Below are 24,959 nucleotides of genomic sequence, written 5' to 3'. Positions count from 1 at the left end.
AGTTGAGGGTGCGCCGAGACATCTACACCGCCGACCACGAGGCGTTCCGGGAGCTGGTACGGGACTTCGTCGCACGCGAGGTGGTCCCTGCCTACGAGGAGTGGGAACAGGCCGGCCGGATGCCGCGCCGCGTCTTCGAACAGCTCGGGAACATCGGCGTGATGGGTCTCGCGGTCCCCGAGGAGTACGGCGGCGCGGGCACGGACGACTACCGCTACAACGCGATCCTCCAGGAGGAGGCCTCGCGCGCCCTGGTCACCCTGGGCACAGTACGCACCCAACTCGACGTGATCCTCCCGTACTTTCTCGCCTACGCGAACAAGGAGCAGCGCGAACGCTGGTTCCCCGCGCTCGCCGCGGGCCGCCTCCTCACGGCGATCGCCATGACGGAACCCGGCACCGGCTCCGACCTCGCGGGCATCCGCACCACGGCGGTGCGCGACGGCGACGACTACGTCCTCAACGGGGCGAAGACATTCATCACGGGTGGCCTGCTGGCCGATCTGGTGATCGTCGTGGCCCGCACGGCGAAGGACCCGGACAACCGCCGGGCGGGGCTCACGCTCCTCGTGGTGGAGGACGGCATGCCCGGCTTCACGAAGGGCCGCGAGCTGGACAAGATCGGCATCCGCGTGCAGGACACGGTGGAGCTGGCCTTCGACGACGTACGCGTCCCGGTAGCGAACCGGCTCGGCGAGGAGGGCGAGGCGTTCTCCTATCTGGGCCGGAATCTTCCGCAGGAACGGATGACGGTCTCGGTCGGCTCGGTCGCCCAGTCGCGGGCGGCCCTCGACACCACGTTGGCGTACGCGAGGGACCGCAAGGTCTTCGGGAACGTACTGGCCTCGTTCCAGAACACGAAGTTCGAGCTCGCGGCGGTGTCCACGGAGGTGGAGGCGGCTCAGGCGATGCTCGACCGGGCGATCGTGGAACTGGCGGAGGGGCGCCTGTCGGGCGCGGACGCGGCACGCGTGAAGCTGTTCTGCACGGAGGCGCAGGCGCGCTGCGTGGACCGATGCCTTCAACTCTTCGGCGGTTACGGCTATATACGCGAGTACCCGATAGCCCGACTGTACGCGGACGCGCGCATCACGCGGATCTACGCGGGGACCAGCGAGGTCATGAAGGTGATCATCGCGAAGTCGCTGAACCTGTGAGGGAGTTGACGAGTTGACGGACGACGACAACCAGGACTTCGGTGGCCGCAAGGGCGCCGCACTCGTCGCGGGCGGCACCGGCGGCATCGGCGCGGCCACCGTGCGCATGCTGGCCCGGCGCGGTAGCGCGGTGCTGTTCACGTACCGCTCGAACGAGACGTCCGCCGAGGCCCTCACCGCCGAACTCCGCGCGGAGGGCGCCCAGGTGGAGTCCGTCCGGGCGGACCTGACGGACGAGGACGAGGCCGCTTCGGCGATCCGCTCGGCGGTGGACCGGTTCGGCGCGCTGCACACGCTCGTCTACGCGGCGGGCCCGCACGTCCCGATGGTGCACCTGAGCAAGGTCCCACCGTCCCAGTACCGCCACCAGCTGCACGCCGACACCCTGGCCTTCTACAACCTGATCCACCCGGCACTCGACGCCCTCCGCGCGTCCGCCGGCAGCGTCGTCGCGGTCACCACCGCAGCCACCCACCGCTACCCCGTCCGCGACGGCCTCTCCTCCGGCACGAAGGGCGCGGTCGAGGCGGTGGTCCGCGCCCTCGCGGCCGAGGAGGGCCGCTACGGGGTGCGCTTCAACTGCGTGGGCCCCGGCATGCTCACGGACGGCATCGCCGCCCGCCTCATCGAGACCGGCGAACTCGACGACGCCGCCCTCCAGGTGACCCGCCGCAACATCCCCCTGCGCCGCTTCGGCACCGCCCAGGACATCGCGGAGGCGGTGACCTTCCTGGCCTCGGACCGCGCCGGATTCATCACGGGCCAGCACCTGTCGGTGGACGGCGGCTACACCGTCTGAAACCCGGATGCGCCACCCCACACGCCGACCGCATACTCTCCGCATGCCCTCGCATTCCGCCACCGACGACACCGCCACCGCCCGGTTCCGCGATCCACGCAGCACTGAGTACGACTTCCTCGGTTCGATCCTGGTGCGCTGCCCCGGCTGCGAAGGCGCCGCACGGGTCGTTCCGGCACCTGAGCACTCTGCCCCGGGCGGGCGCATATTGTTCAGACCGCGACGTCTGGTGTGCGGCGGCTGCGGACTGTCCCGGACATGGGACGGCCGTTGTGTCTCGCTCAACCGCGGTACACATCACCCTGCGACGGACCCGTACTTCGGTGCGCCGCTGTGGCTCCAGACCGAGACGCGGCACGGGTGGCTCTGGGCGTACAACCATGAACACCTGGACCTGATCCGCCGCTTCGTGCGGGCGTCTCTGCGAGAATCCGCGCCCCGGTACGACACCGGTCAGCGGATGACGCTGGTGGCCCGTCTCCCGGTGTGGATCAAGCAGGCGAAGAACCGTGCCGAAGTACTGCGGGCCATCGGCCGGATCCACGCGCATGCAATCGTCTGAGGCCTCCCGCGCGGTGGGCGCCGCCAGGGCCGTCGCGGCGTCACTGGCGCTGGACGTCGACGACATGACGGTGCTGCACGACTCGAACAAGCTCACCCTGCGGCTGCTGCCGTGTGACGTGCTGGCCCGGGTCGCGCCGGTCGACGATCAGATCGCGGAGTTCGAGGTCGAGCTGGCGCAGAAGCTCGCCGAAGCCGGGTGTCCTGTGGCCGCGCTCGACCCACGGGTGGAGCCGCGTACGTACGAGCGGGACGGGTACGTCGTCACGTTGTGGACCTATTACGAGTCCGTGACACCGCACGATGTCCCGCCCCTCGACTACGCCCACGGACTCGCGCGGCTGTATTCCGGCATGCGCGAGGTTGATGCCCGGACTCCGCATTTCACCGAGCGAGTCGCGTACGCGCAGCGGCTGCTGCCGAGGACCCGTCGAGCTCGATCTCGCCCATGCGCCCGAGGACGTCGCCGCGCACCATCCGGGGGTCGATGAGGAGTTGCTGAAGGCGTGCCGGATGCTCGTTCTGGCCGTCGTCACCACCTGGCGCTGGGACCGGTACGACCAGTACCCGGGCGGACGCGACATGGGTCTGGAGTGGCTCGAGCGGATCCGCGTGGCGCTCGGCTGATCAGGGGCGTGGGGCGGCGACCTGCGCGCCGTCCACGGCGACCCGTTCCCGCTCCACCTCACGCGGGGCGTCGTCCGCCGGCGTCCGCTCCCCCAGCGTCGACAGGTCGTACGACTGTCGCGCCAGCCAGAACCGCAGGAAGCCGGTGAGCGAGTACCGCAGGTACACCGCGCCGCCCACCACCGCGCACACCACGCCGGTGAGGCCGATGGCAAGCGCGTCGCGTTGGGCGAGCGGGTCGTCGGTGGCGTGAGTGAGGGGGAAGGTGAGCACGCCCAGGACGAGGCCGACCAGGAGCAGGGCGCCGCCCGCGCGCAGCCACAGGCCGTTGCGGGCGGTGGCCGGGTCGGGGATCTTGAGCGCGGCGAGGTCCCGGGCGAAGCGGTCGGCGCGGTCGGTGGTGTGGTCCTGCTGAGCTGTCATGCGGCGCTCCCGAGGTAGTAGGAGGACAGTTCGGCGTGCAAGGAGCTGTCGGGGTGCCCCTGCCACTGGACGCTGCCGCGTACGACGACGGCCGCGTGGTCGGCGATCTTGAGGACCGCGGTGGCGAACTGTTCGACCACGAGGACGGCCACACCCCTGCGGGCCAGCTCCGCGACGTGCTCGTACAGTTCCCCGACCACCAGCGGTGCGAGGCCCATGGACAGCTCGTCCAGGAGGAGCACCGCCGGGTCGGTGGCGAGCCCCCGGGCAAGGGCGAGCATCTGCTGCTCGCCGCCCGAGAGGGTGCCGGCGGCCTGCCGGTGCCGTTCCCCGAGGACCGGGAAACGCTCGTACGCGATCTCCTCGATCTCCGCCCGGTCGCGGCCGGTGAAGGACATCATGCGGAGGTTGTCGCGCACGGAGAGGTTGGGGAAGATGCCGCGCCCCTCGGGGATGAGGCACACCCCGGCCCTGGCCAGATCCCGCGGGTGTGCCCCGGTGACATCGCGCCCGCCGAGCAGCAGGCGCCCGGCGCTCGGGTGGTGGGCGCCCGCCGCGACGTTGAGCGTGGTGGTCTTGCCTGCGCCGTTGGGGCCGAGCAACGCGACGACCTGGCCCGCCGCGACCTTCAGGTCGATGCCGTGCAGCACGGTGATCCGGTCGTAGGCGGCGCACACACCACGTAGTTCGAGCAGGGGGTCCATCGCCATCACCGTCAGGCCTCTCCCAGGTAGGCGGCCAGGACCGTGCGGTCCTGCTGGATGTCCGCGGGCGGGCCGCAGGCGACGATCTTGCCGAGGTCGAGGACGTACACCTGGTCGCAGACGCTCATCACCAGGCCCATGTCGTGTTCGACGAGGACGACCGCGCAGCCCTCGGTGGCGACGTCGCGCAGCAGGGCGGCGAAGCGGCGGGTCTCGTCGGCGTCCTGACCGGCGGCCGGTTCGTCGAGCAGGAGGACGCGGGGCCGGCCCGCGAGGGCCCGGCCGACCTCCAGGAGGCGGGCGGCGCCGGTGGGCAGCGCGTCCGCGGCGGTGTCGGCGTCGGCGGTGAGGCCGATGCGTCGCAGGATGCCGTCGGCGGTGCGGGCCGAATCGCGGCCACGGGCCCCGAGTTCGGCGGCGACGAGCAGGTTGTCGCGGACGGTGAGACGGCCGAAGAGCTCCAGGCGCTGGAAGGTGCGGGCCATCCCGCGCCGCGCGCGCTGGGCGGGGGTGGCGCGGGTGATGTCGTGCCCGTCGAGGACGACGGTGCCGGACTGGGGCCTGCGCAGACCGGAGACGACGTCGAAGAGGGTGGACTTCCCGGCCCCGTTCGGGCCGATCAGACCCGTGATGCGGCCGGGCTCGGCCTCGAATCCGGCCTCGTCGAGGGCGCGGTTGCCGCCGAAGACGACGGTGACTCCATCAGCTCGTAGCGATGCCACGCGCGATCACCTCCCGGTCCTCGGGCCGCCACGGGCGCCGTATCCCCCACCACTCGACGGGGTCGGGCGACAGCTGCGGCCCGGACTGCCGTGCCGTGGCCCACATGCGCAGGGCCGTCGATGCCACGATCAGCGTGACGAGGAAGAGCGCGCCACCGACCTGGTCGGTTCCGTACAGGAGCCACAGCAGCCCGGTCACCGCTCCGGCGACGGGGAACAGCACGCGGTCGCGCACCAGTGGCACCCACTCGGCCCGCAGGCGCGGCACGATGCCGCCGGGGCTGTGTGCGAGGCCCATTCCGGCGAGCGCGATGAGGAGCGTCGACGCGTCGTGGGCCCAGTCGCCGAAGTGGCCGAGCAGCTGGGGCGGGGCCACGTAGGACAGGCCGGTGAACAGGCCGGTGCCGACCGCGCCGAGGCCGCCGATGACGGCGATCAGGAAGACGGGCAGATTCGCGACGAGGTTGAACTGCTCGGCGGTCACGGTGCGTTGGACCATTCCGTACAGCGCCCCGCCCAGCCCCGCGAGCGCGGCGGACAGCGCGAATACGGCCACCTTCGCACCCAGCGGCCGGCCGCCGAGTGTCGCGTACGCGGCCTCGCTGTCACGCAGCGCGATGAGCGCACGCCCGAACCTCCCGCGCCGCAGCCAGGCGACGGCGAGCGAGGCCAGCGCCAGCAACACGGCGGAGAACAGCAGGAGTTCACGCTCAGAGGACAGCTGCCAGCCCAGCAGGTTCGGGCCGTGCACCTCGACCGATCCCTGGTCGAACAGGGCGATGCGGACGCCGAGGATCTCGAAGGACGGCAGCGTGAACACCCATCGGTCCAGGACCACCGCGAACGCCGCCGTACCCAGGGCCAGATAGATGCCGGACAGGCGCAACGCGGGTATCGCGATGAGTGCACCGACCGCCGCCGCGACGAGCACCGCCACCGGCAGCGCCCACAACTGGCCCTGCCCGCCCAGGTGTCCCCACACGATCGCCCCGATGCCGGCGATGCTCAGCTGGCACAGCGAGATCTGCCCCGCGTATCCAGCCAGCGGCACGTACGAGAGGGCGACGACGCCGAGCGCGAACAGCGGCCCGTACGAGATGAGGCCCTCGCTGTCGAGGACGGTCGCCAGGAACACCGCGAACAGCAGCACACTCCCGGCGAAGACGAGCGTGCCCCGCACGGTCGGCAACGGCACCTGGACGAGGCGGCGTTCACGGCCGCGCAGACGCCGGTGCGGGAACACGATCAGCGCGAGGAACAACAGCAGCGCCGGGGCGGCGAGGCGCAGCCCCGGCAGATAGTCGTTCTGTGGGAGGTAGCCGGTGAGGAAGCTCTCCAGGCAGCCGACGACGAGCGCGCCGAGGAAGGTGAGCGGCAGGCTCCGCAGGCGGCCGAAGACGGCGGCGGTGTACGCGGAGACGATGAGAAGGGAGAGCTGCTGGGCGTCGAGGGCGACGGTGGGGGCGATCAGGATGCCGCCGATGGCGGCGAGTTGGGTGCCGAGGACCCAAGCGAGCCGCGCGGCGCGCTGCGGCGAGGCCCCGGTGAGTCCGGCGAGCGCCCGGTCGTCGACACACGCTCGCATCTCGGTGCCGGCGCGGGTGCGGCCGAGCAGGAACCACAGCCCCACGGCGACGAGTACGGCGACCGCGAGGGTGAGCGCCTGGTGCCAGGTGACGGCGGCGGGGCCCAGGTCGATCGCCGGTTCGTCGGCGAAGAAGGGGCGCAGCGGGCGGGCGGCGCTGGGGTCCCAGATCCAGCGGGCCAGTGAGATGCACCCGGTGAGCAGGGCCACGGCCATCACGAGCCGTTCCGCCTCCCCCAGTGACTGCACGGGACGCATCAGGACGCGCTCGACGAGCAGCCCGAAGCCCGGCGCGAGCACCAGGAGTACGAAGGCCAGCGCGAGCGGCACCGGCCAGCCCCAGCCGAAGGCCAACTGCCAGTAGGCGAACGCGGAGAGCATGCCGGCGGCGCCGTGCGCGAAGTTGAAGACTCCGGCCGTCGTGTACGTCAGGACGAGCCCACTGCCGACGATGGCGTAGATCGCGGCGGTGGTCAGTCCGACGACGCCGAAGGTGAGGAACTGTTCCATGACTTTTCCTCCCCGGCCCTCTCCATTGGCTGGGCCTAGGGGTGGAAACTAGCTTCTCACTGAAGGAGAATCAACCATCCGGACACGAGATCGTACATGTCCGCCCGACCCACTCCGCGTACCGAACGAGGAAGGACGGCATCCCCGTTGACCGCAGAGCACACACCCACAGGCGCCAGTCGCAGGTACGACGACCTCGCCGACATCCAGCAGCTGCTCGCCCGCTACGCCGTGGCGATGTCGCAGGGCGACACGGACCGCGTCCTGACCGTCTTCACCCCGGACGGCAGCTACAGCGCGTTCGGTGACACCTATCCGCTGGACGACTTCCCCGAGCTGATCGCGGCCGCCCCTCAAGGGCTGTTCATGACGGGCACGCCGGTCGTGGAGTTCGCCGAGGACGGCCGGAGCGCCACCGGAACCCAGCCCTTGTGCTTCGTGGAGCACGCGCGCCACGACATGCGCATCGGCTATTACAACGACACCTATCGGCGCACCCCGGAAGGCTGGCGGCTGCACACCCGAGCCATGACGTTCATCCGCCGCAGCGGCGCCCATGACTCGGGCCGCCCGCACGCCTTCGAACGGACGCGGACGTGACCTCCACGGGCACCGCCACGTTCCGTGCCGCGTTGTGCGCATGGCTGGACGTGCACGACCTGTCGCCCGACCCCGCGGACGATTCACTGGACGCGCACGTGGCCCAACTGGATCGCGTGAGACGTGAGTTGTGGGAATCCGGCTGGATGCGACACGGTTGGCCGGAAGCGGTGGGCGGGGTCGGCGGGCCGAGCGTGCTGCGGGCCGTGCTGGGCGAGGAGGTCGCCACGCGGGGGCTCGCCGAGCCGGGCCTGTACTCGATGGTCGAAGTCCTCGTGCCCACTCTCCTCTCGTACGCGCCTCCCGCCCTGGCCGCCGAGATGGTGCCGCGGCTGCTCGGCGGCCGTGAGCAGTGGTGCCAGGGCTTCTCCGAACCGGGCTCGGGCAGCGACCTGGCATCCCTCACCACCAGAGCGGTACGGGACAGCGACGGCTGGGTGATCACCGGACAGAAGGTGTGGACGAGCCTCGCCCAGTACGCGGCGCGCTGCGTCCTGCTCGCCCGCACGGGGCCCGACCCCGGGCACGCCGGGATCAGCGCGTTCTTCCTCGACATGGACTCGCCCGGCATCACGGTCCGGCCGCTGCGCACGATGCACGGCGTGGACGAGTTCGCGGAGGTGTTCCTCGACGACGTACGCGTGCCGGGTGACCGGCTGCTCGGAGCGGTGGGCGACGGCTGGAAGCTGGCCATGGACCTGCTGCCGCACGAGCGCTCCACGTGCTTCTGGCACCGGGTCGCCCACCTGTACACACGTCTGGACCGGCTTGTCGACCAGATGTCCGCGCCGGAGGACGACGCGGCCGCGCTCGGCGAGGCGTATCTGGCTCTGCACACGGTGCGCTGCCGCTCGCACACCACACAGGCCCGGCTCGCGTCGGGTGGCCGGCTCGGCCCGGAGACATCCGTCGACAAGATCCTCCTCTCCACGGCCGAGCAGCAACTCTTCGACACGGCACGGGACCTGCTGCCGGGGGCCGTGGAGCTGACGGATTCGGTGTGGCGCACGGAGTACCTGTACTCGCGGGCCGCCACCATCTACGGCGGCACCGGCGAGGTGCAGCGCAACATCGTGGCCCGGCGGCTGCTCGACCTCGGCAAGGAGTGATCGTCACCGTGACCGGCACCATGGACGACAGCGAACGGGAACTGCTTGCGGAGGCCCTCCGCAAGACGATGACGGCACCCGCGGACGGACAGGGGCCGCTCGACGGCGCCCTGTCCGACCTCGGCTGGCCCGACATGCTCACCGAGGCCCCGGCCGACGCGATCCGCACCGTCTTCCGCCTGCTCGGCGAGACCGGCGCCCACGCACCGGTCCTCAACGACGTACTGCTGCACGAGGCGGGGCGGCCACCGGGTGGCACGGTTCCAATGCCGTACGCGGGTGGACTGTGGGTGCGCTGGGGCCGTAACGCGGCCGGGGCGGAACCCGTCGGCGTCGCCCCGGATCTTCCGCTGCGGGTCCTGCCCGAACCCGGCGCCCCCGTGCCGTTCGCCCTCGGCCGTCAGGCACTCGGCTGGTGGCTCGTCGGCAGCGGGCACGCGATGCTGACGCTGGCCCGGCAACACGTCCTGGACCGCCACCAGTTCGGCCGCCCGCTGGCCTCGTTCCAGGCCCTGCGGCACAAACTGGCCGAGACGCTGGTGGCCCTGGAGGGCGCGGAGGCGACCCTGCTCGCCGCCGACGGCGACCTCAGTTCCCTCCTCGCCAAGGCGGCCTCCGGCCGGGCCGCCCTCACCGCCGCCCGGCACTGCCAGCAGACCCTGGGCGGCACCGGCTTCACCGCCGAACACGCACTCCACCGGCACGTCAAACGCACTCTGGCCCTCGACGGCCTGCTCGGCAGCACCCGCGAACTCACCCGAGAGGCAGGGCAGTTGATCGCGGCGCGCGGCGCGGCCCCCCGTCTCGTACACCTGTAGGCACCTGGAGGACTTGCGATGACCGACCTGTGGAACGATCTGCTCCACTGCCTCACCCCCAAGCCCCTCGGACAGGGCGTGTACGAGGCACCGTCCCAACAGCTTGCGTACCACCGCCTGTTCGGCGGGCAGCTCCTCGCGCAGACCGCACGTGTCGCCGAACTCACCTGTCCGGGCAAGGCTGTGAAGTCCCTGCACGTCTTGTTCCCGCGCGAGGGCAAGGGCGGACAGCCCGTGCGCTACGAGACGGACTGCGTGCAGCAAGGGCGGACGTACGCGGCCGTGCAGATTCAGGCGCGGCAGGAGCACGGAGTCGTCGCCGTGGCCACGGTGAGCCTGCACACGTGGGAGGGCGGGCCGCAGCGGCAGAGCGTGGAGGCGGCCGGCGAACTGCCGGGCGAGGAGCGGCGGATCGACCTGGAGCTGCTGCCGTGGGAGACCCGCGCCGCCACCGACCTGGACTCCCCCGACAGCGAAGCACCCGCGTACGAGTTGTGGACGCGCACCCCGTCGGTCGCCGCCGAACTGGGCCCTGCCCTGCTCGCCTACGCCACCGACCTCACCCTCATCGGAACCGCGCTGCGCCCGGTCTCCGGGGTCACCCAGCACGACGCGGGTCGCGCGTTCGTCTCCGCCGTGACCTCGCACTCCCTCTGGTTCCACCAGCCGGTGCGCGCCGACGCCTGGCTGCTGTTGCGCCAGCACAGTCCGCTCGCGGCGCACGGTCGCTGTCACGGTCGGGGCGATGTCCTCACGCGGCGGGGCGAGTTGGTGGCTTCGTACGCGCAGGACGCGCTGCTGCGGTTCGCGCGGCAGTAGCGAGGAAAGCGGTCACCCGGCCTGCACGGAAGCGGGCCGGGCGTCCGTCGGTCGGGGGGCCGTCGACCGCGCGCCCCTTGGCGTCTCCCCCGTCGGCTCGGCGCCCAGCAGGAGCACCGCCATCGTCTCCCGCACGGTGTCCTGGTAGCGCTCGTCGTCGCTGTCGACCATCCATTGCTGCTGCATGCCCTCGAAGAGGGCCATCAGGGCGGTGGCGGCGGTGCGGGGCGTGAGGCCGCTGGGGAGGCGTTCGCCGAAGCGGCCGGTGAAGCCCTCGGTGAGCATGTCGATCAGCTCGCGGTAGCGCTCGCGGGCGAAGCCGCGGGCCGGCTCCTGGCCCGTGGCCGCCTCCGCCATCACCACGCTGTGCACCTGCGCGAGGGACGGGATGCCCTGGTCGAAGGCGAGCGCCTCGGCGAGCCGGGACGGCATGTCCGGGTCGTTCCAGTCGGAGTGCACATGCCGCCGGTTGAGGTCCTCGCGCAGCCGCATCATGGCGAAGAGGAGGCGCTTCTTGCTGGGGTAGTAGTGCAGCACCCCCTGCCGGGTCAGGCCCGCGCGCTCCGCGACGGCATCGATGGACGCGCCCCGGTAGCCGCGCTCTGCGAACACCTCCAGCGCCGCCTCGAGTATCTCCTCATGCCGCGCCGAGGCCATGGGCCCACCCGCCCTCTCCGCTCACCGGTAACGAACCGTTCGCGCCGTTCACCCTACGTACGGTCGGCGCGCTGCGGGAGAGGGCGGGAGCCTGCGATCAGCGGGGTCCGCCCCGGTCACTTCACGTCGGACATCGACTTGCCGACGTCGGCGAGCGTGGCCGGCTCGACGTACTTGCCCCGGTACTTCACGGCAGGCGCGTCACAGCGGTAAGGGCCCTTGTCCGGCTTGAAGTCGGCCGGCTTCCAGCCCTCGGGGGTCGCCTCGACGATGGAGTAGCACTTGTCGGGCGTCTGCAGCTTGGACAGGTCGAACGGAGCCTGGATGCCGCCGGCCGTCCACGCGGTGTTCTTGGTGGCGTTCTCGTAGACGCACGTCCGCGTCAGTTCGGCGCAGTCGCGGGCCGAGGTGGCGAACAGCAGCCAGGAGGCGAAGGCGCGCAGCGACAGATAGCTGACCTTCGCGTCGGGAGCGTACTTGGCGTACAGCTGCTTGATCTTGTCCGTGGTGGGTGACGACGTCTCCAGGGGCGCCGTGGCGAACAGTTCGGCGTAGTTGTGCTGGGTCTTCAGGGCCGACCCGGCGAGCTTCACGAAGGGGTCGCCGTAGGAGTTGCTGTTGGAGTCGATCCAGTCGGGTGCGTAGCCGAGACTGGTGAGGGACTGCTCCAGCTTGGCCAGCGAGCTGAAGTCGCCCAGGAAGACGAGGCCCTTGACCTTCTTGTTCTTGATGGACTGGGCGTACGGCGTCCAGTCCGATACGCCGGTCGCCGGGTAGAGCTCGGTGTAGGAGACCTTGCCGCCGAGTTGGGCGATGGACTCCTTGAACTGGGCCGTCATCATCTTGGTGACCGGGCTGTCCCCGGAGATGATGCCGACGCTCTTGGCGGAGGACGGGTACTTCTCGGTGATCAGCCACTTGTAGAGGCCGGCGTACTGGAAGTAGTCGGCGTACGGTCCCGAGCCGACCACCTGAAGGTCGGAGCCGATGCCGGGCGGCAGGCTCGACTGGGCGGCGAAGTTGGGCAGCAGGCACTTCAGGCGGTCCTTGACGCCGAGTCCGTCGAGCGCGGCGGCACCGCCGACCAGGGCGAAGTCCTCCTTGCAGGCCTGCTGCATGCGCTGGCGCACCTCGAGGAGTTTCGCGTCGTGGGTGACGGGGGTGAGCTTGCGGCCGTTGATGCCGCCGTTGTCGTTGCACCAGGACGTGAACACCTTGGCGGCGTCGACGAAGTCGGGGGTCTTGTTGAAGCCGACGTCGGTGAAGACCCCGGTCTTGATGTCCTTCGCGGTGACTCCCTGTGTGCTGCCGTCCTTGGTCTCGCCCTTGCCGCACACGTCCTTCAGCGTCCCGAAGTCGGCACCGCCCGCGGCCGCGGCGGAGGCTCCGGCCTTGGTGGGCTCCTTCTCCTCGGTGCCGGCGTTTTTCGAGTCCGAGCGGGTGGAACATCCGGCCAGCAGCACCGCGAGCACGGTGATCACGCCGATGAGTAGCCTTCGCAACGGTCCTCCCCAGGGGGCGTACCTCGATTGCGGCGGAAACTACATTCTCTATTGAAGCGAAGCAACGTTCCGGACAGGAGAATCTTGTCCGGCGTTGGTGCGGTGGACGATTCGGTAGGGCGATGCCCCACGCTTTTCACAGACGCGGAGTATCGTTCTGTCATGAACGCCGTTCCTGCCGAACCTGCTCCGCCCGCCTGGCGTCAACGCGCCGTCGAGCGGTCCACCCGTGCCGCCAAGCTCCGCGCCGAAGAGCGCATCCAGCGCTTCCTGGACGCCGCCCAGGAATTGATGAGCGAGAAGGGCACCACCGACTTCACCGTGCAGGAGGTCGTCGAGCGCTCGAAGCAGTCGCTGCGCAGCTTCTACCAGCACTTCGACGGCAAGCACGAGCTGCTCCTCGCCCTCTTCGAGGACGCCCTGTCGCGCTCCGCCGACGAGATCCGCACGGCGACCGCCGCCAAGAAGAAGCCGCTGGATCGACTGCGCGTCGCGGTGGACCTGCTCTACAAGAGCTCACAGCCGCGCCCGAACCAGCAGAGCCCGCTGTTCACCGACTTCGCGATGCAGCTTCTCGCCACCCACCCAGCCCAAGTGGCCACCGCGCACGTGCCGTTGCTCGACCTGTTCACCGAACTCGTCGAGCAGGCCGTCGAGGCGGGCGAGGCCCGCGCCGCCAAGCCGCGCCGGGTCGCCGCGCTCGTGATGCAGACCGCGATGTTCACGGCCCAGACGCCGGGCGTCCCGACGGGCAGCAAGTCGACCTCCGTGACCGCCAAGGAGGTCTGGGAGTTCTGCCTGGGCGGGCTCGTGGGGGCCCCGAAGTAGGCCGGGTTCTGCTTGATCCGGGCACACACCCGGGTGGTCGACGAGGCGCGCAGGGCGTGCGAGTGGGCCCTCGATCAACGGCCGTACCTGGAAGCCCCGTTGAACCGACCTCCCCACCGAGAGCAGTACTCTAAAAAAGCGAGAATGACACTTCCCAAATTCAACACCGTGCCTCTACCTTGGCAACGCCGCGTCGACTCGGATCGTGGCGAGCGGGAGGTGCTCGATGGGGAGCGAAGCGTTCGACGGGATACGAGTGGTCGAACTCGCCCAGTGGGTGTTCGTACCGGTCGCGGGCGCGCTGCTGGCCGACTGGGGCGCAGACGTCATCCGCGTGGAGCGCCCGGAGGGCGACCCGTACCGGGGGCTCGCCACCCAGCGGATCGGGACCGACGGCGGCGGTGTGAACCTGTCGGTGGCGCTCGCCAACCGCGGCAAGCGCTCCGTCGCCCTCGACCTGCGCCACGAGGAGGGCCGCGCACTGCTCGATCAACTCCTCGCCACCGCCGACGTGTTCCTCACCAATCTGCGGCCCGGCGCACTCGACCGCCTCGGGCTCGGCGCCGAGGAACTCGCGCGGCGCTTCCCCCGGCTGGTGTACGCGCGGGGGCACGGTTACGGCGTGCGGGGCCCCGATGCGGACCGGGCCGGGTACGACTCGTCCGCGTTCTGGGCGCAGGGCGGGATGGCCCATGTACTGACGCCGCCGGAACGCGGGTATCCGATCAGTCAGCGCGGCGCGATGGGTGACCGCAACGGCGCGATGGCGCTCGCGTTCGGAGTGGCGGGCGCACTGCTCAAACGCGAACGCACCGGCGAGGGCTCCGTGGTGGATGTGTCGCTGCTCGCCACCGCGATGTGGACGTTGTCTTCGGACGTGCTGTCGGCGCTCGCCGGCGGGCAGCCGCGCGGAGTCTCCGGGCGTGGTGGCTCGGTGAATCCCCTGGTGGGAGCGTACCGGACCAAGGACGGGCGCCATATCCAGCTGGTGTTCCTCCAGGGGGACCGGTACTGGCGGGAGTTCTGCGCGCTCATCGGGCGCGACGAGCTGGCCGAGGATCCGCGCTTCGCCGATCTGCGGGCGCGCGGCGAGAACCGCGAGGCGTGTGTCGCCGAGCTGGAGGTCGAGTTCGCGCGCCGGACGTTCGAGGAGTGGAAGACACTGCTGGCGCGGATCGACGCTCCCTGGGCGCCCGTTCAGGCCGTCGAAGAGCTGTTGACGGACCCCCAGGTCCTGGCCAACGACTACCTCGGCGAGGTGGAGCTGGAGGACGGCAAGTCGTATCCGATGCCCACCGTCCCCGTGCAGTTCGACGAGCGGCCGGCGGAGCTGCGGCGGGCACCCGGTCACGGCGAGCACACCGAGGCCGTGCTGCTCGAACTCGGCTACGACTGGGCGGAGATCGCCGAGCTCAAGGACGCGGGGGCGATCACATGAGCGGCGTCCTGCGTCCGGTGCCCGTACCGGACGCGCGGTCCGCGCCGTACTGGGAGGCGGCCGCGCGGCATGAACTCGCCCTCGCGCGCTGCGGCCGGTGCGCGGCCTTCGCCCTGCCGCCCGACATGACGTGCCCGCACTGTCATGCGACCGATCCGGGCTTCTCGTACGAGCCGGTGAGCGGCCGGGGCACCGTGCGGTCCTGGACCGTGGTGCGGCAGTCACCGCTGCCCGGCCTCGCCGATGAGGTCCCCTTCGTCCTCGTGGATGTGGAGCTCGACGAGCAGGCCGGGCTGCGGATGATCGGGCGGCTGCTCGACGGGCCCGACTCCCCTCTGCGCGTGGGCGATCGGGTGCATCTGGACTTCGAGGACATCGCTCCGGGAACCGCCGTGCCGGCCTTCGCGCTCGGTGAGGTGACCTCATGAGCGGGCGGTTCGCGGCGGGCGGCCAGGTGGCCGTCGTGGGATACGGGCACAGCGACGTGCGACGGCATGCCGAGCGGCCGCTGGGAGTTCTTGCCGTCGAGACGGCCCGAGCCGCGATCGCCGACGCGGGGCTGACGCCGCGGGACGTGGACGGCTTCGTCGGCTCGGCGCTGTTCCCCACGTCCGGGAGCCACACCGCTGAGGACGGTGTCAGCACGGTCACCCCGGCATGGCTCGCCGAGCATCTGGGCGCCCGGCCGTCGTACGTCGCCGGGTTCCAGGGCATCGGGCAGATTCCCGGTTCGGTGGCGATGGCGGTCAACGCGGTGGCGAGCGGCGCGGCCGACCATGTCCTCGTCCACCGCGCCCTGCACAATCCGCGCGCACGCTACCACGACACAGCGGTACGGGAGTTCGGCGGGGCTCAGCAGTGGACGGCGCCACAGGGCCACTTCGGGCCGCTGCCGATGATCGGGCTCGCGTACAACGAGTATCTGCAGCGGTACGGGGCGGGCCGCGAGGCGATGGCGGCGGTCCTCGTCGAGGCGCGCAAGAACGGGGCGCGGCTCCCCTGGTCGTACTGGCACGGGCAGCCGCTGAGCGCCGAGGAGTACCTCGCGGCGCCGATGGTCAACGACCCGATCTGTCGCTACGACTGCGACATCCCGGTCGACGGCGTCGCGGCCTTCGTGCTCACCTCCGCCGCGCGGGCCCGCGACCTGCCGCACAAGCCGGTGTACGTCGCCGGATACGCGGGGAGCGCTCCGGGTCCGCGCCGTCTCCCGCTGCACTGGCCGCTCGACGACATCATGGCCGGGGGCGCGGCGACGGCACGCCGGTTGTGGGAGCACGCGGGGGTGAAGCCCGCCGACATCGATGTGCCGCAGTTGTACGACGGGTTCTCGCCGTTCGTGTACTTCTGGCTGGAGGCCCTGGGCTACTGCCCGATCGGCGAGGCGCACCGCTTCGTCCTGGACGGCGGCATCGACAGTGACACGCCGGGCGCCCTGCCCGTACTCAGCGGCGGGGGCGCGCTCGGCAACGGGCGCATGCACGGAGTGCCCCAAATGCTGGAGTGCTATCTGCAGTTGGCGGGCCGGGCCGGGGAACGACAGCGCACGCGGACCACGTTCGGACTCGCCTGCCATTCCTCGCCGCACTACGGGGGCGCGGTCGTGTACAGCGCGCTGCCCTGGTAGCCACCGTCTTCCCAACTCCCTTGTCCAATGCGTCGGTTCCTGGCGCGAGAGAGGCGGAATCGTGCACGACATCATCGAGCAGCGGCGCTCGTACGTGGCCGGGAAGTGGATCGACGGGGACGAGCGGCTCGCCGTCGAGAACCCCGCCGACGCCTCGCACGTGACCGATGTGTCGGTGACGCCGCTGCCCGAGATCGAGCGCGCGGCCGTCGAGGCACGCGAGAGCTTCGAGAGCGGCGTGTGGGCCGACGTCCCGGCCGCCGAGCGCGCCCGGCTCCTGTATGCCTTCCTCGACCACGTGGAAGCGTCGCGGGAGGCGCTGGTCGCCACGATGGTCGCCGAGGCGGGGCAGCCTGCCGCGTTCGCTGAACGCGCCCAGCTTCAGGGCGGGTTGGCGGTGGCGCGCGGAGCGATCGACCTGTATCTGACGATGCCGCACGAGTCGGCGACACCCGTGCCCGTCGACGACCTCGTACGCGGCCGCGTCGCACTCAGCGTGGAGCGGCACGAGCCGGTGGGTGTCGTCGTGGCGATCACTCCGTACAACGGGGCGATCGTGATGGCGCTGCAGAAGATCGTCCCGGCGCTGATGGCGGGGAACTCGGTGATCCTGCGGCCGAGCCCGCTGACGCCGCTGTCGTCATTGGTGTTCGGCGCGGCGGCGGACGCGGCCGGTCTGCCGCCGGGGGTGCTGAGCGTGGTGGTGGAGGGCGGGGCGGCGGGCGCCGAGCTGCTGACCGGACATCCGGCCGTCGACATGGTGTCGTTCACCGGGTCCACCGCGGTCGGCCGCCGCATCCTCGCGCAGGCCGCGCCCACCGTGAAGCGGGTCGCGCTGGAACTCGGCGGGAAGTCCGCTCAGATCTACCTCGACGACGCGGTGGAGCGGGCCGCGGCCGGCGCGGTCGCCGTGGTGGCCGCCACCGCGGGCCAGGCCTGTGTCGCCGCGACCCGCATGCTGGTGCCCGAGGAGCGCAGGGCCGAGGTCCTCGACGCGGTGGGCGCGGCGTACGCGCGGCTCGTCGTGGGTGACCCGAACGCTCCCGGAACCACGCTGGGGCCAGTGATCAGTGCGGCCCAACTGGGGCGGTGCGAACGCTTCGTGTCGCTCGCCGTCGAGCACGGCGGCACGGTCGTCAGCGGGGGCGGTCGACCTCCGGGCCTCGACGCGCGCATCGCACGCGGCCACTACTTCGAACCCACCGTCCTCGACCTGCCCGACAACGACAACCCGGCCGCCCAGGAGGAGATCTTCGGCCCCGTCCTCGCGGTCCTCGGCTACCGCGACCTCGACGACGCCGTACGCATCGCCAACGACAGCCGCTACGGACTGTCCGGCCAGGTGTACGGCGCGGACACCGCGGCCGCGACCAGTGTGGCGCGACGCCTGCGCACAGGCGCAGTCAACGTGAACGCCGCCGTCTTCAGCGCCTACGCCCCCGGTGGCGGCTACAAGCAGAGCGGCCTCGGCCGCGAGCGCGGGACCGCAGGCATCCGCGCGTTCCAGGAAGTCAAGCACCTGGCGATCGGCGAACTCCGTTAGGAGTCCGACGAATCAAGACACCAACGAGTCAGGAATCCGACGAGTTGAAGGAGCACCCGTGTCCATATCCACCGCCCTCACAGCGCCGGACGTCACGGCGGACCGCTCGCTCGACTGGCTGATCTCCGTCGACGACCACATCCTCGAACCGCCCCACCTGTGGGTGGACCGCGTCCCGAAGGCCGACCGCGACCGCGCCCCGCACATGGTGACGGACGACAACGGTCTGGACTGCTGGGTCTACGACGGCAAGCGGTTCCCCAGCTCCGGTCTGAGCGCCGTGGTCGGCAAGTCGAAGGAGGAGTTCAGCCCAGAGCCGCTCCCGTACAGCGAAATGCGGCCCGGCTGCTACGACCCGAAGGCCCGGATCGAGGACATGAACCAGGCCGGCATCCTCGCCTCACTGTGCTTCCCCACGGTCACCCGCTTCTGCGGCCAGCTGTTCATGGAGGCGAGCGACCGCGACTTCGGGCTCGTATGCCTGAAGGCCTATAACGACTGGATCATCGAGGAATGGTGTGCGGCCGCCCCCGGCCGCTACATCCCCCTCGTCCTCATCCCTCTGTGGGACCCGGCGCTCGCCGCGAAGGAACTGGAGCGCTGCGCCGCGAAGGGCGCGACGTCCTTCGCGTTCTCCGAGAATCCGGCTCCACTCGGCCTGCCCACCATCCACGACAAGGACCGCTACTGGGACCCGGTGATGGCCGCGGCCAACGACCTTGGCATGGTCGTGTCGATGCACGTCGGCTCGTCGTCGACGGTGCCGCAGATCGCGCCCGACGCGCCGTTCCTCGCGAACCTCGCCTGGGGTGCCACCCGCACCTCGGGGGCCATGCTGTCCTGGCTGTTCAGCGGCATGTTCCAGCGCTTCCCGAACCTGAAGATCGCGCTGTCGGAGGGCGAGATCGGCTGGATGCCGTACTTCCTGGAGCGCGCCGAGCAGGTCCTCGACACGCAGCGGCACTGGGTCAAGCGGGGTGTCCGGTTCAACGACCACGCGGGCAGTGGCGCCGTGGACCTCGACACCCTTGACATCCGCGCCACGTTCCGCGAGCACATCCACGGCTGCTTCATCGACGACGTGCACGGCATCGCCAGCATCGACGAGATCGGCGAGGACAACATCATGTGCGAGACGGACTATCCGCACTCCGACTCGACGTGGCCGAACTGCATCGACCTCGTCAAGAGCCGCATCGCCCATCTGTCGCCCGAGCGGCAGTACAAGATCCTTCGCGGCAACGCCGAGCGCCTCTACCGGTTCACCCCGGCCGAGCCGCCCGTCCCCGCCCCGGCGAAGGCCTGAAATGACCGACCCGCAGGTCGTCGTCGACCGGGAGCGGTGTCTCGGCACCGGCATCTGCGTCGTCTACGCCCCGGCCACCTTCGCCCACGACGACGAGGCGAAAGCCGTGGTCATAGGGCCGCCCGAGCCGCTGGACGAGTTACGAACGGCGGTCGAGGGGTGTCCCACGCAGGCGTTGCGCCTGATGTCCGACCCGCTGTTCGCCGATGAGGAAGGACGGTGAGACACATGTTGCTCGACGCAAGGACCGCGCTCGTCACGGGCGCCGGATCGGGTGTCGGCGCGGCCTCCGCGCTGCGCTTCGCGCAGGAGGGTGCCCGCGTAGTCTGTGGCGACATCCGCGCCGACGCGGCCAAGGAGACCGTGCGCCGGATCGAGAAGGCCGGCGGTGCCGCCGTGGCCGTCGCCTGCGACGTGTCCCGCGAAGACGATGTGGTGGCCGCCGTCGCGGCGGGCGTCGAACGCTTCGGCCGACTCGACATCGTCTTCAACAACGCCGGTGTCCCGACTCCTCGTCTGGGGGCGAAACTCGAGGACCACACGGCGGAGGATTTCCAGTACCTGGTCGGGGTCAATCTCGCCGGTGTGTTCCACGGCTGCAAGCACGCCGTGCTCCAGTTCAAGCGACAGGGCGGCGGTGGCGTCATCCTGAACACCGGGTCCGTGGCCGGCCTCGTGGCCTGGGGCGGCTCGGTCTACGGGGCCACCAAGGGGGCCGTGCACCAGCTCACGCGGGCGGTCGCCATCGAGGGCGCACCGTTCGGCATCCGCGCCAACGCCATCGGCCCGGCCGGAATGCCGCTGACCAACTTCATGGCGGCGGGCGGCCTCGAGGCCCCGGACGCGGACGCGCTGGACAGGACCGTGCAGCGGGTCGCGGAGAGCCATCCGCTGGGGCGGGCCATCACCGCCGAGGACTGCGCGGAGGCCGCCGTCTTCCTGGTGTCCGACCGGGCCGCCAATCTCACGGGAGTCGTCCTGCCGGTCGACGGCGGATACGTGGCGAGGTGACACGATGACCACACCCGTGACCCTCGACCGCGACCGGGTCCGCGAACTCTTCGACCTGCGCGGCGCGTATCTCGCCCAGATGGGCGGCGGCTATCGCGACGATCCCTACCCGGCCTGGCACCGGCTGCGCGCCGAGGCGCCCGTCCACCCAGGAACCGTCCACGAACTCACCGGATACGACGGGCCCGCGTACTTCCAGGGGCTGCCTTACCCGGACCGGCCGCACTTCTCCGCGTTCAGCTACGCCGCGTGCGAGGAGGCCTACCGCAACCCCGAGGTGTTCGCCGCCTCGCCGACCCCGATCGATCCGCGCACCGGTCAACTCGCCGCACAGAACAGCATGTTGTCGATGAGTGGCACGCAGCACCGTCGCTACCGCGCCCTGGTGCAGCCGTCGTTCGTGCCCGGCAGGGCGCAGTGGTGGATCCGCAACTGGATCGAGCAGACCGTCCACCTGCTCATCGACTCCTTCGCCACCGACGGACGCGCCGAGCTCAACGTGGACTTCTGTGCCGCGATCCCGGTGCTCACCATCACCGGCAGTTTCGGTGTCTCGGTGGAGCGGGCGCTCGACGTCCGGGCCGCGCTGCGCGACCCGGAGCGCATCGTCGAGATCCTCGCCCCGGTCGTCGCGGCCCGCCGCGCCCAACCGCAGGACGACCTCATCAGTGTCCTGGTGGAGGCGGAGATGACCGACGAGGACGGCGTCGCGCACCGGCTGTCCGACGCCGAGATCCACTCCTTCGCCGTCCTGCTGCTCACCGCCGGCTCCGGCACCACGTGGAAGCAGCTGGGCATCACGCTCACCGCGCTCCTCCAACGCCCCGCCGTCCTTGCCGCCGTACGCGAGGACCGGGAGCTGCTGCGCCCGGCGATCGAGGAGGCGCTGCGTTGGACACCCACCGACCCGATGTTCTCCCGCTACGTCACGCGCGACATCGACTTCCACGGCGTCCATCTGCCGGAGGGTTCCGTCCTGCACCTGTGCATCGGCGCCGCCAACCGGGATCCGGCGCGCTGGGACCGGCCGGACGAGTTCGACATCCGGCGAAGGCTGCGCCCGTCGTTCGCGTTCGGCGGCGGCGCGCACGTCTGCCTCGGGATGCATGTGGCGCGCGCGGAGATGCGGGTCGGGATCGGGGCGCTCCTGGACCGGCTGCCGGGGCTGCGGCTCGACCCGGATGCCGCGCCGCCGCGCTTCATCGGCCTGTACGAGCGGGGCGCGACGGAAATCCCGGTGGTCTTCCAGCATCCGAGGGAGAGGGACGGACATGAGTGAACCCGCCTACCGCAAACCCGACTTGGCGCTCGTCGGCGCCGAGCACGTGGCCCGTTACCGGGAGACCGACGGCGAGGAGGGCTACGAGTGGAACGGCGTGCCCATCCTGCTGCTCACCACCACCGGGCGCAGGACGGGCGAGCCCCGCACCAAGGCGCTGATCTTCGGCAGGGACGGCGACGACTACCTGATCGTCGCCTCGACCGGCGGGGCGCCGAAGCACCCCTCCTGGTATCTGAACCTGCTGGCACGCCCAGAGGCGGAGATCCAGGTCAAGGGCGAGCACATCCCGGTCGTCGCACGGTCCGCGGCCGACGGCGCGGAGCGGACACATCTGTGGCAGCTCGTCACCGGCTACTGGCCCAACTACGACACCTACCAGGAGCGCACCGACCGCCTCATCCCCGTCGTCGTGCTGACGCCCACCAAGGAAACGTAGGACCGGACACATGTCGAACCCGAACACCACCACCTGGGCGGATCACGCGGCCGACCGCTCGCCGTCCGTGCAGCGGTCCCGGGCCCGCAGCGTCCAGCAGGCGCAGGCCATCACGCGGGCCGCGCACCGGCTCGTCCAGCAGAAGGGGAGCACCTTCACAACCCAGGAGCTGACCCGCGAGTCCGGTGTCGCACTGCAGACGATCTATCGGCACTTTCCGAGCAAGGACCACATTCTGCTGGCCCTCGTCGAGGAGATCATCGCCGAGCAGGCCCTGCGCATGCGAGCGTCGGCGCACGAGCTCCCCGACCCGGTGGCCCGGCTGCGCTTCTACATCACCAGGACGCTCGACGGGCTGCGCGGTGACGGCGACAGGACGGGCCCTCAGTTCATCACCGCTGAGCACTGGCGGCTGCACCAGCTGTTCCCCGACGAGATGGCGCGGATCGCCCAGCCGTTCGGCGACCTCGTCGCGGTGGAACTCCGGGAGGCCGCCGCGCGGGGCCTGCTGGGGAGCAGGGATCCGGAGCACGACGCGTGGTTCGCGATGAAGCTGGTCACCTCCGTCTACCACCACTACGCGTTCGCGACCGCGCGGGAGCCGGTCGAGGAGGTCGCCCGGCGGCTGTGGTCCTTCTGCCTCGCCGCGTTCGACGGGCCGGCGGAGGACACCGTAGAGAGGCGGGAAGCATGAGCGAGGCTCCGGTTTTCGCCAAGGGCCGCGATCTCGACGCGGCCGCACACGCCCTGCGCCCGTGGCTGGCCGCCCGGCTCGGTGTCGACGACGTACGCGCCGAGAACCTGGTGTACCCGCGGGGCGCCGGCGTCTCCAACGAGACGATCCTCTTCGACGCGCGGGCCTCAGGGCACTCGTACGCACTCGTCCTGCGGGTGGCGCCCGCGCCCGAACACCAGATGTTCATGGATCCACGGTTCCGGCTCCAGTACGACATGCTGGTGGCGCTGCGCCGCCTCGGCACGGTGCGGGTCCCCGAGGCGCTCTGGTACGAGGCGGATCCCGCCCTGCTCGGCCGACCCTTCTACGTCATGCGCCGGATGCGCGGCCGGGTCCCAGTGAGCATGCCCGTGTACAACGCGACGGGCTGGCTGACCGAGGCGACACCCGGCGAGCGGCACACCCTTTGGGAGGGCGCCGTGCGGCAGCTCGCGACCGTCCACGGCGCGCCCACCGAGGACTTCGCCTTCCTCCACGCCCCGGACCAGGGCGCGCCCGGCGACGAACAACAGCTCACGTACTGGCGCCGGTTCGCCGACTGGGCGCTGGAGGACGAGATCCCCGACACGGTGCACGAGCTGTTCGGCTGGGTCACCGCCACTCAGCCACCGGCATCAACTGCCGGACTCTCATGGGGAGACGCCCGGATCGGCAACATGATGTTCGACGAGGGCTACGGCGTCGTCGGCGTCATGGACTGGGAGCAGTCCTCGCTCGCCGGGCCGATGGCCGACCTGGGCTGGTGGCTGCTCTTCGACGACATCCACAGTGTCGAGCAGAACATCCCGCGCCTCGACGGGCTCGGCACCCGAGGGGAAACCCTCGACCTGTGGCAGGAGCTGACGGGGCGCCCGGTGGAGCATCTGCACTGGCACGAGGTGTTCGCCGGGCTGAAGGCGGGCCTGCTGGCGCTGCACACGCGCCGCTCCATGAAGCTGCCGGCCGCGGGGCGTCCCAACCCGTTCATCGAGCGTTCGCGCCGACTGCTGGGCTGGCCGAGCCCGGGGTCGGACCGGGCGGCCGGAACCGTGGAGGTGTCATGAGCGTGCCGGGCGGCCCCGCGCCGCACGACGAATCGGTGGTGCTCTCGCCGCGCTGGCTCACGGCCGTCCTGCGGCAGCGGCACCCGGGCGCCACGGTCACCGCGACGCAGGTCACCGAGCGGCTCGAGACGGTGGCCACCAAGGTTCGTTTCGACGTCTCGTACGCGCACGGGGAGGCCGGCACCGTCCCGGAGAATGCCCCTCCCGCCTTGTGTGTGAAGGCCTACTTCAACCCCGCCTCGCGGCAGCGCGGCACCTCGCGCGCCGAGGTCGACTTCTACCGGCTGCTCGCGTCGTCGCTGCCGGTGCGCACGCCGCCGTGCGTGCACGCGCAGGTCGACGAGACGACCGGTCACCCGCTGCTGCTGATGCACGACCTGGTGGCGGCGGGTGCCCGGTTCGGCGACCCGCTGATGGGCTTCGGCCGGGACCAGGCGGCGGGCACGCTCGACCAGCTGGCCGCCCTGCACGCGGCGACGTGGGACGGAGCGAAACCCCAGCCCGCAACCGCGAACGGCACGAAACACCAGCCCGCCCTCGCCACCGCCTTCCCGCCCCGGCTCGCCTCGCTCACCCGCTACATGGGCCCCGGCCGGCTCCAGGCCCAGCTCGACGACGGCCGGGCACCGGGTGTCCCGGCGGATGTGCGCCGCGCCGACCGGCTGCTCGCCGCGATGGACGCGCTCGCGGAGCTGTCCCCGGCGCACCCACGCTGCCTCGTCCACGGCGACGTACACACCGGCAATGTCTACGCCACGGCCGACGGCTCGCCCGGACTGATCGACTGGCAGGTGGTGCAGTACGGCGCGTGGGCGCTCGACGTCGGATACCACCTCGCCGCCGTCCTCGACCCCGACGAACGCGCTCGCAGTGAAAGGGAGTTGCTGGACCACTACCTCGACCGGCTCGCCGCACACGGCGGCACGCCGCCGGGACGGGACGAGGCGTGGTGGGCGTACCGGGCGCATCTGCCCTACGGGTTCTTCCTGTGGGGCATCACGCGGGCCGTGGAGCGGCCGATCACCGTACGGCACGCGGGACGGCTCGCCCAGGCGGTCGCGTGGCACGACAGCTTCGGCCTGCTCGGCGTCTGACGCCCCAGTCCCCCGATCGTTC

General features: G+C 70.9%; 26 protein-coding genes and 1 pseudogene. 21 read left to right on the top strand and 6 right to left on the bottom strand.

Features of this window, described 5'->3' with window-relative positions; genetic code table 11:
- Positions 1-8: 8 nt before the first annotated feature.
- From OG746_RS21180 to OG746_RS21165, 4 genes and pseudogenes are all read left to right on the top strand, one after another.
- A complete protein-coding gene (locus OG746_RS21180) occupies positions 9-1,157 on the top strand; it encodes an acyl-CoA dehydrogenase family protein (RefSeq protein ID WP_323179641.1) in 1,149 nt (382 codons plus the stop codon).
- A 13-nt stretch (positions 1,158-1,170) separates the two neighbouring features.
- The gene (locus tag OG746_RS21175) at positions 1,171-1,956 is read left to right on the top strand and encodes an SDR family NAD(P)-dependent oxidoreductase (protein WP_266716762.1); all 786 of its coding nucleotides are present in this window, start codon (positions 1,171-1,173) and stop codon (positions 1,954-1,956) included.
- Between the two features lie 43 nt (positions 1,957-1,999).
- A complete protein-coding gene (locus OG746_RS21170) occupies positions 2,000-2,518 on the top strand; it encodes a hypothetical protein (protein WP_266716760.1) in 519 nt (172 codons plus the stop codon).
- Positions 2,505-3,144 (top strand): annotated as a pseudogene (locus OG746_RS21165) (aminoglycoside phosphotransferase family protein). The gene OG746_RS21170 and the pseudogene OG746_RS21165 overlap by 14 nt, the downstream one beginning before the upstream one ends.
- Here the strand turns inward: OG746_RS21165 and OG746_RS21160 are convergent.
- The 4 genes from OG746_RS21160 to OG746_RS21145 are packed head-to-tail and all read right to left on the bottom strand — an operon-like array spanning position 3,145 to position 7,088.
- On the bottom strand, positions 3,145-3,567 hold the full coding sequence (locus OG746_RS21160) for a hypothetical protein (protein WP_266716759.1): 423 nt from the start codon (positions 3,565-3,567) through the stop codon (positions 3,145-3,147).
- A complete protein-coding gene (locus OG746_RS21155; protein ID WP_266716757.1) occupies positions 3,564-4,271 on the bottom strand; it encodes an ABC transporter ATP-binding protein in 708 nt (235 codons plus the stop codon). Before OG746_RS21155 ends, OG746_RS21160 begins: the two co-directional genes overlap by 4 nt.
- A gap of 11 nt (positions 4,272-4,282) precedes the next feature.
- On the bottom strand, positions 4,283-4,993 hold the full coding sequence (locus OG746_RS21150) for an ABC transporter ATP-binding protein (protein WP_266716755.1): 711 nt from the start codon (positions 4,991-4,993) through the stop codon (positions 4,283-4,285).
- The gene (locus tag OG746_RS21145) at positions 4,974-7,088 is read right to left on the bottom strand and encodes a branched-chain amino acid ABC transporter permease (RefSeq protein WP_266716753.1); all 2,115 of its coding nucleotides are present in this window, start codon (positions 7,086-7,088) and stop codon (positions 4,974-4,976) included. Before OG746_RS21145 ends, OG746_RS21150 begins: the two co-directional genes overlap by 20 nt.
- Before the next feature lie 147 nt (positions 7,089-7,235).
- Between OG746_RS21145 and OG746_RS21140 the strand changes: the two genes are divergently transcribed.
- From OG746_RS21140 to OG746_RS21125, 4 genes are read left to right on the top strand one after another with little or no spacing between them, the layout of a single operon-like run.
- Positions 7,236-7,688 (top strand): nuclear transport factor 2 family protein, encoded by a 453-nt coding sequence (locus tag OG746_RS21140; protein ID WP_266716751.1) that lies wholly within the window; start codon positions 7,236-7,238, stop codon positions 7,686-7,688.
- Positions 7,685-8,797, top strand: coding sequence for an acyl-CoA dehydrogenase family protein (locus OG746_RS21135; protein ID WP_266716749.1), 1,113 nt, complete (start codon positions 7,685-7,687; stop codon positions 8,795-8,797). Before OG746_RS21140 ends, OG746_RS21135 begins: the two co-directional genes overlap by 4 nt.
- 8 nt (positions 8,798-8,805) lie before the next feature.
- Complete coding sequence (locus OG746_RS21130; RefSeq protein ID WP_266716747.1) at positions 8,806-9,615, top strand: acyl-CoA dehydrogenase family protein; 810 nt, start codon at positions 8,806-8,808, stop codon at positions 9,613-9,615.
- 18 nt (positions 9,616-9,633) lie between these two features.
- Positions 9,634-10,434 carry an acyl-CoA thioesterase gene (locus OG746_RS21125; protein WP_266716745.1) on the top strand — a complete coding sequence of 267 codons (801 nt, stop codon included), beginning with the start codon at positions 9,634-9,636 and terminating at the stop codon, positions 10,432-10,434.
- Positions 10,435-10,446: 12 nt separating this feature from the next.
- Here the strand turns inward: OG746_RS21125 and OG746_RS21120 are convergent, their stop codons facing one another.
- Positions 10,447-11,091: a TetR/AcrR family transcriptional regulator gene (locus OG746_RS21120; protein WP_266716743.1), complete on the bottom strand. Its 645-nt coding sequence runs from the start codon at positions 11,089-11,091 to the stop codon at positions 10,447-10,449.
- A 116-nt stretch (positions 11,092-11,207) separates the two neighbouring features.
- Positions 11,208-12,593, bottom strand: coding sequence for an ABC transporter substrate-binding protein (locus tag OG746_RS21115; protein ID WP_266716741.1), 1,386 nt, complete (start codon positions 12,591-12,593; stop codon positions 11,208-11,210).
- A 162-nt stretch (positions 12,594-12,755) separates the two neighbouring features.
- Here OG746_RS21115 and OG746_RS21110 point away from each other — a divergent pair, with 162 nt between their 5' ends.
- The 13 genes from OG746_RS21110 (at position 12,756) to OG746_RS21050 (ending at position 24,937) form a co-directional block, all read left to right on the top strand.
- Positions 12,756-13,421: a TetR/AcrR family transcriptional regulator gene (locus OG746_RS21110; RefSeq protein WP_266716739.1), complete on the top strand. Its 666-nt coding sequence runs from the start codon at positions 12,756-12,758 to the stop codon at positions 13,419-13,421.
- 226 nt (positions 13,422-13,647) lie between these two features.
- Positions 13,648-14,859 (top strand): CaiB/BaiF CoA transferase family protein, encoded by a 1,212-nt coding sequence (locus OG746_RS21105; RefSeq protein WP_266716737.1) that lies wholly within the window; start codon positions 13,648-13,650, stop codon positions 14,857-14,859.
- Entirely contained in the window at positions 14,856-15,287 is a 432-nt protein-coding gene (locus tag OG746_RS21100) for a Zn-ribbon domain-containing OB-fold protein (protein WP_266716735.1), read from the top strand. Before OG746_RS21105 ends, OG746_RS21100 begins: the two co-directional genes overlap by 4 nt.
- Positions 15,284-16,486, top strand: coding sequence for a thiolase family protein (locus OG746_RS21095; RefSeq protein WP_266716733.1), 1,203 nt, complete (start codon positions 15,284-15,286; stop codon positions 16,484-16,486). The genes OG746_RS21100 and OG746_RS21095 overlap by 4 nt, the downstream gene beginning before the upstream one ends.
- A gap of 61 nt (positions 16,487-16,547) precedes the next feature.
- Entirely contained in the window at positions 16,548-18,029 is a 1,482-nt protein-coding gene (locus tag OG746_RS21090) for an aldehyde dehydrogenase family protein (protein ID WP_266716731.1), read from the top strand.
- Between the two features lie 58 nt (positions 18,030-18,087).
- Positions 18,088-19,335 carry an amidohydrolase family protein gene (locus OG746_RS21085; protein WP_266716729.1) on the top strand — a complete coding sequence of 416 codons (1,248 nt, stop codon included), beginning with the start codon at positions 18,088-18,090 and terminating at the stop codon, positions 19,333-19,335.
- Position 19,336: 1 nt separating this feature from the next.
- A complete protein-coding gene (locus tag OG746_RS21080; RefSeq protein ID WP_266716727.1) occupies positions 19,337-19,558 on the top strand; it encodes a ferredoxin in 222 nt (73 codons plus the stop codon).
- Between the two features lie 5 nt (positions 19,559-19,563).
- Positions 19,564-20,346, top strand: coding sequence for an SDR family NAD(P)-dependent oxidoreductase (locus OG746_RS21075; RefSeq protein ID WP_266716725.1), 783 nt, complete (start codon positions 19,564-19,566; stop codon positions 20,344-20,346).
- A gap of 4 nt (positions 20,347-20,350) precedes the next feature.
- Complete coding sequence (locus OG746_RS21070; RefSeq protein ID WP_266716723.1) at positions 20,351-21,625, top strand: cytochrome P450; 1,275 nt, start codon at positions 20,351-20,353, stop codon at positions 21,623-21,625.
- Complete coding sequence (locus OG746_RS21065; protein ID WP_266716721.1) at positions 21,618-22,064, top strand: nitroreductase family deazaflavin-dependent oxidoreductase; 447 nt, start codon at positions 21,618-21,620, stop codon at positions 22,062-22,064. The genes OG746_RS21070 and OG746_RS21065 overlap by 8 nt, the downstream gene beginning before the upstream one ends.
- Before the next feature lie 10 nt (positions 22,065-22,074).
- Positions 22,075-22,758: a TetR/AcrR family transcriptional regulator gene (locus OG746_RS21060; protein WP_266716719.1), complete on the top strand. Its 684-nt coding sequence runs from the start codon at positions 22,075-22,077 to the stop codon at positions 22,756-22,758.
- Positions 22,755-23,843, top strand: coding sequence for a phosphotransferase family protein (locus OG746_RS21055; protein WP_266716717.1), 1,089 nt, complete (start codon positions 22,755-22,757; stop codon positions 23,841-23,843). The genes OG746_RS21060 and OG746_RS21055 overlap by 4 nt, the downstream gene beginning before the upstream one ends.
- Complete coding sequence (locus OG746_RS21050; RefSeq protein ID WP_266716715.1) at positions 23,840-24,937, top strand: phosphotransferase family protein; 1,098 nt, start codon at positions 23,840-23,842, stop codon at positions 24,935-24,937. The genes OG746_RS21055 and OG746_RS21050 overlap by 4 nt, the downstream gene beginning before the upstream one ends.
- Positions 24,938-24,959: the final 22 nt, after the last annotated feature.

The organism is Streptomyces sp. NBC_01016 (assembly GCF_026341035.1).
Taxonomy (GTDB): Bacteria; Actinomycetota; Actinomycetes; order Streptomycetales; family Streptomycetaceae; genus Streptomyces.
This window is presented reverse-complemented; position numbering and strand designations above follow the sequence as displayed.